This is a genomic window from Anaeromusa sp., from assembly GCF_028691475.1.
GTDB lineage: Bacteria > Bacillota > Negativicutes > Anaeromusales > Anaeromusaceae > Anaeromusa.
Map to the genome: position 1 here is coordinate 1 of NZ_JAQUZF010000095.1, position 10,804 is coordinate 10,804.

Below are 10,804 nucleotides of genomic sequence, written 5' to 3' on the forward strand. Positions count from 1 at the left end.
GAGTTTTCCATGCCGATTTCAAAGGCAATGGCCCGGGATTTCTTTTCTCCCATGCCAACCGTCTTAGCCGCACCGTAGCCCAAGCCAAGGCCAATGGCATTATGCAGCGCCACCGCTCCAAAGGCAATAACCGCTACCGTAGCCAGTTTAGCGGCACTCAAGGCGATCACCGTGGCAATAACCGCTACAATCATCACTACCGACACGACCGGCACAACACCCATGATTTTATCGACAAAATCGGACGCCAACGTCCGCAGGCCAATGCCCAACGCCACAGGGACCAACACAATTTTGATAATATCCAGCAGCAAGGCTTCGGTATTGATGGGAATAATAGAACCGGCTAAATACAAAAACATGAAGGGCGTTAAAATCGGCGCCAGCACCGTATTGAAACTGGACACTGTCACCGACAGCGCGGTGTCGCCTTTAGCCAGAAAGGTCATCACATTAGAAGCCGTGCCGCTAGGACAGCAGCCAACCAAAATCAAGCCTGCCGCCAGCGCCGGAGGCAGCCCCAGCATGGTCGCCACGCCATAGCCGACAAAAGGCATAATCATATACCGTAAAACAATACCCCAAAACACATCCTTCGGACGTGAAAGAACCAGCTTGAAATCATCGACTTTCATCGAAAGGCCCATGCCCAGCATAATAATGCCCAAGCCGTAAGGAATGAGCTTGGCCATAGGTTTTAAGGGATCTGGAAAGAAAAAGGCCAATGACGAAAACAGCACTACCCAAAGAGGAAAGAGCCGGGTAATAAACTGACTAATTTTCATAATGCCTTCCATGGTTGCGCATCCTCCTCTTTTCTAGTAGAGCCGTTGCAGCTCTTCTTCCACCATGCCAAAAGAATGTTCCGGCCCCGGAAAGGTTCCTTCTTCTACTTCCTTGGCATATGTACTCAGCGCATCAATAATCGTTCCGTTCAAGGTCGCATATTTTTTGACAAATTTAGGCGTAAAGCGATCAAAAATACCCAGTAAATCGTGAATAACCAAAACCTGTCCGTCGCAATCCGGTCCCGCCCCAATGCCAATCGTGGGAATCGACAGCTTTTCACTAATCATTTTGGCCACCGGCGCCGGTACGCATTCCAAAACTACCGCAAAAGCGCCGGCTTCTTCTAAGCCCATGGCGTCTTCAATGAGCTGCTGCGCTGCTGCGGCATCCTTGCCCTGCACCTTAAAGCCGCCCAATTGCGAAGCCGTCTGCGGCGTCAGGCCAATATGCCCCATCACCGGTACGCCGCCAGACGTCAAGGCCGCCACCAAGTCGAGCACCCCTTCGCCACCTTCCAGCTTGATAGCGTCAGCGCCGCCTTCCTGCATTAGCCGGTTCGCGTTGCGCATGGTTTCGCTCAAGCTGACATTATAGGAACCAAAGGGCATATCCGCTACAATAAAGGTATTCGCCGCCCCCCGAACCACCGGTTTCGTATGATGCACCATATCCTCCATCGTCACCGGCACGGTGCTGTCATAGCCCAGCATGACCATGCCTAACGAGTCCCCAACCAAAATCATTTCGATCGGAGAACGCTCCACAAGGGATGCAAAGGAAAAATCATACGCCGTCGCCATGCGGATTTTGCGTCCCTGCTCCTTCCACGCTTTAAACTGAGGAATTGACGGTTTTCTTTTCTCCATAAAAAAACTTCCCTTCTGCTGATAATAAATACAATAAGTTCATACGGTAACACTATTCCATACAAACTCCGAAACACCTGCCGCCCGTTTTGCGTCTTCTCGAAAAGATAGTACACTCTAACAATACAAAAGCAGCCCTAGGCTCTAGTGAGCCTTAGGACTGCTTTTCACTCACGACTTGGCCGCTTCTTCTTCCTGCGGCACCGCCTCCAACAGACGAATGACATCCAAAAATAGATCTTCACGCCGCACGACCCGCCAACCGGCCTCTGCTAAAAGAAGCTCCACTCGCTGATTAAACCGATCCGCAAACAAACGGCTGGTAACCACATTCAGCGCATCCAGCAACGGGCCTAAAAAGCAATGGTCGCTGCGCACATGCTCCAGCAAAAACAGTCTGCCTCCCGGCGCTAAAACGCGCCGGCATTCGCGCAGCCCCTGCACAGGCTGCGTTACGCCGCAAAAAAGGAACTGCGCCACTACCGTATCAAATGCGCCAGCCTCAAAAGGCAGAGCTTCGACATTTCCCTGGCAAACAGTCATCGGCTGACCGCCCGGCAGCTCACGCTGCGCCGCAAGGTCCAGCATCGTCTGATCCAAATCCACCAACGCCAGCTCGGTCCAACCTGCGCGAGGATAACAGGGCAAAGACAGACCGCTGCCGCCGCCTACTTCGAGCACCCTCCCTTGGACGCGCTCCAGATGACTTCGACGCCAAGCGCGAGCAATGACTAATGATAAAAAAAGGTCAAATACCTTGGCCATCATGGTGGCTTACCGCCTTTCACACTGTGTACAGCCTGCACAGGCAAACTCCTCTGTCGCTACAGTGCACGGTTCCATGTGAATGACGACGTCACACGGAGCAAATACATCCTTAAGCTCGGCTTCCAACTGATCGCAAATCGCATGGGCATTCTCCAGGGGCAGATCCTTACCAAGAACCACATGCATGTCCAACAAGCGATAACTGCCAGAACGGCGCGTCCGCAAACGATGCAAAGACAACACTTCCGGATGCGTCTGTACCAAGGAGGCAATCCGCTCTTCTTCCTCTGCCGGCAAGCTGATGTCCGTCAGCTCAGCGAAACTGTTCTTGGTCAGTTTCCAGCCAGCGCGGAAAACAATCACCGCCACAACCAACGCAATCGCCGGATCCAGCCAGGGCAAGCCGGTCCAATAGATAAGACCCAAGCCCACCAAAACGCCCACAGAGGTCCAGATATCAGCCCGCAGATGCAAGGCGTCCGCCTCCAGCGCCTGCGACCCTGTAGCCTTAGCCACGGTCATTAGTTTTCCGGAGACCAGCCAATTAACAGCTATAGAAAGAGCCATTACCGCCAGGCCCAATTCCAAATCTTCCGGCATATGCTGCTGGTTAAGCTTCTGCGCCGCTTCCCAAACGATGCCCACGGCGGCTACAACAATGAGTACCGCCTCAATCGCACCGGAGAGGTTTTCGATCTTCCCGTGTCCATAGGCGTGCTTCTCATCAGGCGGTAAATCGGACTTGCGCACCGCCGCCCAGGCAATCAAGGCCGCCAGCAAATCCACCGCGGAATGAGCCGCCTCGGACAAAATACTCACGGCTCCCGTCTGCCAGCTTACAAGGAGCTTGAAAATGACCAACGATGTATTAGATACAACCGAGAGCCGCGCTGTGCGGCGTTTTAACAATACCAATTCTTCATTCATGTTTAACAGCTCCTTTCAAAAAAGGGGCAAGACATAAAAAGCCTACGGTCCCCCCCAAGGGTCCCGTAGGCTGACTACTGCTGCCAAAAGAGCAGCCCGGCCGCACCGCTACAACACGGCCGCCTGATCCTTATTGGTATTGTATCACAAGTCAATTTCCGTGTAAACTATGGGAATTTTTCTCAATAGTGCTACCCAATCTGAGCGACGTGAACTACTTTGTAGCCTTTGGCCTCAATGCGTTTTGTGAGTTCTTCCACGTCTTTCACATCGCCGCGAATGACTTCTTCACCGCTGCCGTCCGGCAGGGTATAGCTGGCCATAGAGGTAATGTTAATGCCCAAGTCTGCGTAAATACCGGTAATTTCAGTAATGACTCCCGCCTTGTCGGGTACGCGAATCGTAACGCGCGTAGTTCCCGAAGGCAAGCCCATGATGTCCACCAGGCACTTAAAGATATCAGTCTCGGTGATAATGCCGACTACATCCTGATTTTTATCCACTACCGGCACGCCGCCGATGCGGTTATTGTACATCACCAGAGCCGCTTCTTCGATCGTAGCTTCTGAGCCAATGCTGAGAACCTTTTTAGTCATGATATCCTTGATCAAGGCTTTTGACAACAAGTAATCCGCTTCATGAACGGACAGAGTCGTAGCCGAAGACGGCGAAGCCTTGCGCAAATCGCGATCAGTTACAATACCCACCAACTTGCCGATATCAACCACAGGCAAGCGGCGAAAGCGATGTTTCTTCATGAGCTCGGCAGCATCCGCAATGGTAGTCGCTGATGTAACAGTCACCGGATTGACGGTCATCTGATCTTTCACAAACATATTAGAAACACTCTCCTTTCATCCATGGGGAGCCAGGGACGCACCCCGGCTAGACGGCATCAGCCGCCCAGGTACGCCTTGCGGACATCCTCACTAGCAGCCAGTTCTTTCGCATCGCCGGACAGCGTGATGCGTCCGGTTTCCATAACATAAGCTCGGTGCGCAATAGACAAGGCCATGTTAGCATTTTGTTCGACCAAAAGAACCGTAGTTCCTGTCGAATTGATATCCACAATGATATTAAATATTTCACGAATTAAAAGCGGCGCCAAGCCCATGGACGGTTCATCTAGAAGCATCATCCGCGGACGGCTCATCAGCGCCCGGCCCATGGCCAGCATCTGCTGTTCCCCGCCGGACAAGGTTCCTGCCAGCTGGCTCCTGCGTTCCGCCAAACGAGGAAAGCGGCCAAAAACCATATCCAAATCCTGCGCAATGCCAGCCTTATCGCTGCGAATAAACGCGCCAAGCTCCAGGTTTTCCATGACCGTCATATTAGCAAAAATGCGCCGGCCTTCGGGAACCTGGGAAATGCCCAGTTTAACAACGTTCTGGGCTGCCATGCCGCCGATATCATTGCCTTCAAACTTAATGCTGCCTTCCTTGGGTTTCAACAAGCCGGAAATAGTGCGCAGCGTGGTGGACTTGCCAGCGCCGTTGGCGCCGATAAGAGTCACAATTTCCCCTTCTTTTACTTCCAGGGAAATGCCCTTCAACGCATGAATAGCGCCATAAAATACGTTAAGATTGTCTATAGTCAGCATCAGTTCACCTCCTCACCGAGATACGCCTCGACGACTTGCTTATTGTTCTTGATCTCATCCGGCGTGCCGCTGGCGATAATCTTGCCGTAATCCAGCACGTAAATGCGCTCGCACACATTCATAACCAGACTCATGTCATGCTCAATAAGAAGGATAGTTAAGTCAAATTCCTTGCGAATCCAGCGAATCATTTGCAGCAGCTGCTGGGTTTCCTGCGGGTTCATGCCGGCTGCGGGCTCGTCAAGGAGCAGCAATTTCGGCTTCGCCGCCAGGGCCCGGGCAATTTCCAAACGGCGCTGTTCCCCGTAAGGAAGGTTCTTGGCTACTTCATCTTTTTTATCAGCCAATTGGAAGATCTCCAAAAAGCGAATTGCCTGCTCTTCCAGCTCTTCTTCTTCGCCGAAATAGCGGCCTAGACGGCTTACCGCCTCTGCCAGGCCATACTTCATATGGAAGTGATACGCAACCTTAACATTGTCCAGCACCGTCATCTCGCTGAAAAGACGGATGTTCTGGAAGGTTCTTGCAATCCCCTTCTGGGTAACCTGATAAGGCTTGAGGCCGACAACACTTTGGCCGTCAAAAATGATTTCCCCTTCGGTCGGTTCGTATACGCCGGTCAACAAGTTAAAGGCCGTGGTTTTGCCAGCTCCGTTTGGGCCGATTAAACCAACGAGCTCGCCCTTGTTGATTTCCATTTCAAAATTGGAAACCGCCCGCAGGCCACCGAACACCTTAGACAGCTTGGTAGTTTTAAGCAGCGTCACGTTTGCCACCTCCAAACAAACGGCCAAACGTGGCCATACTCAATTCCTTGTTGCCAAACAGCCCTTGAGGGCGATAAATCATCAAGATGATGAGCATCAACGAATAGATAACCATGCGCCATTCCGGATAGCCCGCCAAAGCCGCCGAAACAAAGGTCAGCAGCACCGCCGCCGTAACAGAGCCGGTCAAGCTTCCCAGACCGCCCAAAACCACGATGGTCAAAATGTCGAAAGACTTCATGAAGGTAAACGAAGCCGGATGGGCGATGTAGAAGTAATGCGAAAAGAGAGCGCCCGCCACGCCGGCGAAAAAAGCGCCGATCGTAAAGGCCATAACTTTATAACGCGTTGTATCCACCCCCATGGACTCGGCGGCGATCTCATTCTCGCGAATGGCAATACAGGCGCGTCCATGAGTAGAATTGATCAGATTTTTAATGATAAACAAAGTAACTACCGTCAAGGCAAAAACCCAGGCAAAATTCGTATACCGGGGGATGCCCATGAAGCCGGAAGCGCCGCCTACATATTGAATGTTCAAAATGCAAATACGGATAATTTCTCCCAAGCCCAGGGTGGCAATGGCTAAATAGTCGCCTTTAAGGCGCAGCGTCGGCAGACCGATTAAGAAACCAAGAAGGCCGGCGCCAGCGGCGCCTCCTAAAATCGCCAGCAAAAACGGCAGCTCAAATTTTACCGACAGCACGGCGCTAACATACGCGCCCACCGCCATGAAACCGGCATGACCGATCGAAAACTGGCCAGTAAAACCGTTAATCAAGTTCAGACTAGAAGCCAAAATAATATTGATGCCGATCAGAATCAGATTCAATTCCCAGAAAGGACCAATAAAATCAACGTTTATGAGCACCTGCACGACAGCGAACAGGGCCATGCACAAACCAAGAACCTTCAGGTCTTTTTTCGTTTTGCTCCGCATGCCTGTCACCTACACTTTCTCACGGGTATTTTTGCCTAACAAGCCGGACGGCTTGAAGAGCAGAATCAGAATCAAAATGGCAAACGCCGCCGCATCGCGGAAGGTGGAGGAAATAAAGCCGCTTACCAGCGCTTCTACAACCCCCAAGATAAGACCGCCCAGCATAGCGCCCGGCAAAATGCCGATACCGCCCAAAACGGCTGCAACGAAGGCTTTTAAGCCAGGCATGATGCCCATCAGCGGATCAATGGAGTTGTAGTACACGCCAACAAGAACGCCTGCGGCAGCCGCCAAGGCCGAGCCAATGCCAAAAGTAAAGGAAATGATTCTGCCCGAATCAATGCCCATCAGCTGTGCGGCTTCCGTATCAAAGGATACGGCGCGCATGGCCTTGCCGATTTTAGTGTACTGCACGACATACGTCAGCAGCACCATGAGCAGCAGCGAAACCACCAAGATGACCACCTGTTGGTTATTGATGATAATGCCTGCCAAATTGTACGTCTCTGTGGGAAATACCGCCGGGAAGGTCCGCGGCTGAGGAGAAACCACCAGCATACCGCCATATTCCAAAAGCAGCGAAACGCCGATGGCCGTGATCAGCACCGAAATCTTCGGCGCAAACCGCAGCGGCCGGTACGCCAGGTATTCAATCAACATGCCCGCCAAACCGGCGCCAACCATAGCGATTAGCAAGGCCGGAACAAAGGATACTCCCAATACGGTTGTCGCAAAGAAACCGATATAAGCACCTACCATATAAATATCGCCATGTGCAAAATTGATAAGCTTGATAATACCGTAAACCATCGTATAGCCAAGAGCGATCAGGGCGTAAATGCTGCCCAAAGAAATACCGTTAATCAACTGTTGTATTACTTGAATTAAAAAATCCATGGGCGATCCTCCTTTCCAATCTAAAACCGTCTAAATTCAGTCACTTCTATTCAAAACGCGAGCAGCAAAAAGGGAACAAGACGGCGCGTAGCCCTATGGGTTGCGCAGTCTTATCCCCTTCGATAACTCCCGGTACATCCGCTAACAAACCTTCGGATTACGGATTGACTTTTTCCTTAAATGCTTGCTTGCCATCCTTGAATTCAATGATAACGGCGCTCTTCACCGCGTCATGGCTTTCATTCAAGGTGATCTTTCCGGATACAGCCTGATAATCTTTGGTCTTAGCCAGTTCATCCTTGATTTTCGTCGTATCCGTGCCGCCGGCGCGTTTAATGGCTTCAATCACCATCATGGTAGCGTCGTACGAAAGAGCGGCAAAGGCGTCAGGCGTTTGGCCGTATTCCTTTTTATACGAGTCAACAAAGGCTTTGATGGCCGGACTATTGTCGTCAGGCGAGTAATGATTGGCAAAGAAGGTATTGTTCAAAGCGCCAGCCCCGGCAATCTCCGGCAGCTTCGCTGAATCCCAGCCGTCGCCGCCCAGGATTGGCATCGTCAGACCCATTTCCCGAGCCTGTTTGATGATCATGCCCACTTCCTGGTAGTAACCAGGTACAAAGAGCACGTCCGGATTAGCCGCTTTGATTTTCGTCAGGGTCGCTTTAAAATCCGTGTCTTTAGCCAGGTAGGCTTCTTCCGAAACAATGGCGCCGCCATTCTTGAGGAAGGTTTCCTTAAAGAACTGCCCTAAGCCTTTGGCATAGTCGGAACTGTTGTCGATATACATGGCCGCTTTCGTGGCTTTCAAGCTCTTGCCTGCAAAGTTGGCCATAACCGAACCCTGGAACGGATCGATGAATGCCGCCCGGAACAGGAAATCCCGTACTTTTCCGGTAGCAGGGTCTACAGTAACTTTCGGATTGGAAGCCGTCGGGCTGATGGCCAGTACTTTATTAGCCATATTAACCTGAGCTGCGGCAATAACGCTGGAAGAAGCAATCGGCGCGATCACGCCTACTACTTTATCCTGAGTAATCAGCTTTTGCATGGCGTTCGCAGCTTCAGCCGCCTCGCTCTTGTTGTCCGCAACTACAAGTTCCAGCTGCTTGCCGTTGATGCCGCCCTTAGCGTTAATTTCCTTAATCGCCAGTTTAGCTCCGTTAGCAGCCGATTGTCCGAAGGTAGCATTGTTTCCGGTCATCTCCAGGTTGGCGCCGAGCTTGATTACGTTGGCATCTTGCTTAGCACCGCCGCCACAGCCTGCAAGGGCTGCTGTCAGCAAGCCGCCTACCAAGGCAACGCCAATCCAGCGCGCGACTTTTTTCGTCAGCATTCTCCAGCCTCCTGTCATTGGATTCCCTGCAACGGCGCAATGTCTTGCCGCTATTCTGAAAACTGTGTCCGTAATTCGACACCGCGTCCATCTGCAGTGAATCTTTCCGTGTACATGTTGTCATTATAGTGCACGGTTTTTGGACTGTCAATACCACTCCTTGTATACACGAACGCCACATGTCCTCTGCACAAAAACAAAAACAGGTTTTAAAACGAAACCTTCCAAATGGATACGGTTCGGAAGAAAGTGGAAAAAGAAGGGCTAAGGCAAGTTGCCTTAACCCTCTTTCTTTAAGGATTTACTTTTTCTTTAAAGGTTTGCTTGCCATCCTTCATTTCAATGATGACAGCGCTCTTTACTGGGTTATGATTGGCATCCAGGGAAATGATACCTGTGGAAACCTGGAGGTTCTTCACCGCCGCCAAGGCTTCAGTCAGTTTCGCCGAATCAGTGCTGCCTGCCCGTTTGAGAGCGTCTACCAATAGCAAGCCGGCGTCATAGCCCAACGCCGACAAGGCGCTGGGGGCTTCATTGTATTCTTTCTTGTAAGCTTCTACAAATTTAGAAACATTAGGGTCCTTATCTTCTGCCGAATAGTGATTGCTGAAGAAGGTATTGTTCAGTGCTGCTGCGCCAGCTACTTCAGGCAGCTTGGCATTATCCCAACCGTCGCCGCCGGTGATCGGAAGGGTAATACCCATTTCCCGAGCCTGTTTGACGATCTTGCCCACTTCTTCATAGTAGCCGGGAACATAAATTACATCCGCGCCGGCTGCCTTAATTTTGGTCAAGGTCGATTTGAAGTCCTGGTCTTTTTGCAGGAACGCTTCTTTTATAACAATGGTGCCGCCATTTTTGACAAAATTCTCTTCAAAGAATTTAGCCAGCCCTTTGGAGTAATCCGAGCTGTTATCCACATAAATAGCCGCTTTCTTAGCGCCTAAGGTCTTCGAAGCAAAATTAGCCACTACGGTTCCCTGGAAAGGATCGATAAAACAGGACCGGAACGCATAAGGGCGAACCTTACCGTCTTTTACAGTTACATCGGGATTCGTAGCAGTCGGCGTCAACAGAGGAACTTTGGAGCTTTCCGCTACCGGAAGCGCCGCCAACGCATTCGAGCTTACCACCGGACCGAGAACGGCAATAACCTTATCCTGATTGATCAGCTTCGTTACCGAGTTGGTAGCCTCCGATGCTTCCGACTTGTTATCCGCCACAATCAAATTGATCTTCTTGCCGTTGATGCCGCCAGCGTCATTTGCCTGCTTCACAGCCAACTTGATCCCGTTCAACGTCTGCTGACCGTAAGCCGCTACACCGCCAGTCAATTCCATGCTGGCGCCAATGCGAATTTCATTGGCATCCCCTTTAGGTTCGCTTTTGCCGCCGCAGCCGGCTACCAACGCTGTTGTCAGCGTTGCCGCCAAGGCTACGCCGAGCCACTTTTGCCATTTTTTACTCACGCTACATGCCCCCTGTTTCATCTCATGTTAGAATCTACCGTATAATTCCTGGACATTCTTGCCGTGCTCCCTCAATATGCGCAAGGATTACAAAATTACATCTCACGCGGGAACATGTGTTTTTTGCACGGATAATCTTGTCCGTTGTCCTTTATTATATTTTCCTACATCCTCCCTGTCAATCAAAAGTTCACATATTTTTTCATTTATCGACACGTAATGTTCACGATCTCGAAACATGTCTATTTTTAGACACCATTTGTTTTTCCGGTGTGGATTTTGTGATTTAGTACTCTCTTTCCCAGGGAACGTTGATTAAACAGGAGTAAAGTGAGTGTTCTCATAAAGTCCTTAAATCCATCGAATAAAATTCCACAACTAAACCTTGGCACGGGCATTTTGAAAATCTAATCCAAAGCAAGTCCAATTATTCGAAAAATGGGTA

The 10,804-nt window shown here is 50.8% G+C and carries 11 protein-coding genes and 1 riboswitch; all 11 genes read right to left on the reverse strand.

Annotated features, from left to right (window positions below; all coding sequences use genetic code 11):
* Positions 1-797: bile acid:sodium symporter family protein (locus PHF27_RS11245; protein ID WP_300069962.1), on the reverse strand; the 797-nt coding region annotated here is incomplete at its 3' end.
* A 21-nt stretch (positions 798-818) separates the two neighbouring features.
* Positions 819-1,655 (reverse strand): 3-methyl-2-oxobutanoate hydroxymethyltransferase, encoded by an 837-nt coding sequence (gene panB / locus PHF27_RS11250; protein ID WP_300069965.1) that lies wholly within the window; start codon positions 1,653-1,655, stop codon positions 819-821.
* A gap of 171 nt (positions 1,656-1,826) precedes the next feature.
* Complete coding sequence (locus tag PHF27_RS11255; protein WP_300069968.1) at positions 1,827-2,423, reverse strand: methyltransferase domain-containing protein; 597 nt, start codon at positions 2,421-2,423, stop codon at positions 1,827-1,829.
* A gap of 6 nt (positions 2,424-2,429) precedes the next feature.
* The gene (locus PHF27_RS11260; protein WP_300069971.1) at positions 2,430-3,350 is read right to left on the reverse strand and encodes a cation diffusion facilitator family transporter; all 921 of its coding nucleotides are present in this window, start codon (positions 3,348-3,350) and stop codon (positions 2,430-2,432) included.
* Between the two features lie 56 nt (positions 3,351-3,406).
* Positions 3,407-3,493: riboswitch (NiCo riboswitch) on the reverse strand.
* A 48-nt stretch (positions 3,494-3,541) separates the two neighbouring features.
* The gene (locus tag PHF27_RS11265; protein WP_300069974.1) at positions 3,542-4,186 is read right to left on the reverse strand and encodes a CBS and ACT domain-containing protein; all 645 of its coding nucleotides are present in this window, start codon (positions 4,184-4,186) and stop codon (positions 3,542-3,544) included.
* A gap of 59 nt (positions 4,187-4,245) precedes the next feature.
* Entirely contained in the window at positions 4,246-4,950 is a 705-nt protein-coding gene (locus PHF27_RS11270; RefSeq protein ID WP_300069977.1) for an ABC transporter ATP-binding protein, read from the reverse strand.
* Positions 4,950-5,717, reverse strand: a complete 768-nt coding sequence (locus PHF27_RS11275) for an ABC transporter ATP-binding protein (protein ID WP_300069980.1) — start codon at positions 5,715-5,717, stop codon at positions 4,950-4,952. The genes PHF27_RS11270 and PHF27_RS11275 overlap by 1 nt, the downstream gene beginning before the upstream one ends.
* Positions 5,704-6,657, reverse strand: a complete 954-nt coding sequence (locus tag PHF27_RS11280; RefSeq protein WP_300069983.1) for a branched-chain amino acid ABC transporter permease — start codon at positions 6,655-6,657, stop codon at positions 5,704-5,706. The genes PHF27_RS11275 and PHF27_RS11280 overlap by 14 nt, the downstream gene beginning before the upstream one ends.
* Before the next feature lie 9 nt (positions 6,658-6,666).
* Positions 6,667-7,554, reverse strand: a complete 888-nt coding sequence (locus PHF27_RS11285) for a branched-chain amino acid ABC transporter permease (protein WP_300069986.1) — start codon at positions 7,552-7,554, stop codon at positions 6,667-6,669.
* A gap of 157 nt (positions 7,555-7,711) precedes the next feature.
* Positions 7,712-8,890, reverse strand: coding sequence for an ABC transporter substrate-binding protein (locus tag PHF27_RS11290; protein ID WP_300069989.1), 1,179 nt, complete (start codon positions 8,888-8,890; stop codon positions 7,712-7,714).
* 293 nt (positions 8,891-9,183) lie between these two features.
* Positions 9,184-10,359 (reverse strand): ABC transporter substrate-binding protein, encoded by a 1,176-nt coding sequence (locus PHF27_RS11295; protein WP_300069992.1) that lies wholly within the window; start codon positions 10,357-10,359, stop codon positions 9,184-9,186.
* Between the last annotated feature and the right edge of the window lie 445 nt (positions 10,360-10,804).

What these genes read in the sequence shown, in the direction of transcription:
- PHF27_RS11255 (WP_300069968.1), bottom strand. Translation starts at nt 2,423, where the DNA reads ATGATGGCCAAGGTATTTGACCTTTTTTTATCATTAGTCATTGCTCGC.
- PHF27_RS11285 (WP_300069986.1), bottom strand. Translation starts at nt 7,554, where the DNA reads ATGGATTTTTTAATTCAAGTAATACAACAGTTGATTAACGGTATTTCT.
- PHF27_RS11265 (WP_300069974.1), bottom strand. Translation starts at nt 4,186, where the DNA reads ATGTTTGTGAAAGATCAGATGACCGTCAATCCGGTGACTGTTACATCA.
- panB (WP_300069965.1), bottom strand. Translation starts at nt 1,655, where the DNA reads ATGGAGAAAAGAAAACCGTCAATTCCTCAGTTTAAAGCGTGGAAGGAG.
- PHF27_RS11280 (WP_300069983.1), bottom strand. Translation starts at nt 6,657, where the DNA reads ATGCGGAGCAAAACGAAAAAAGACCTGAAGGTTCTTGGTTTGTGCATG.
- PHF27_RS11290 (WP_300069989.1), bottom strand. Translation starts at nt 8,890, where the DNA reads ATGCTGACGAAAAAAGTCGCGCGCTGGATTGGCGTTGCCTTGGTAGGC.
- PHF27_RS11270 (WP_300069977.1), bottom strand. Translation starts at nt 4,950, where the DNA reads ATGCTGACTATAGACAATCTTAACGTATTTTATGGCGCTATTCATGCG.
- PHF27_RS11260 (WP_300069971.1), bottom strand. Translation starts at nt 3,350, where the DNA reads ATGAATGAAGAATTGGTATTGTTAAAACGCCGCACAGCGCGGCTCTCG.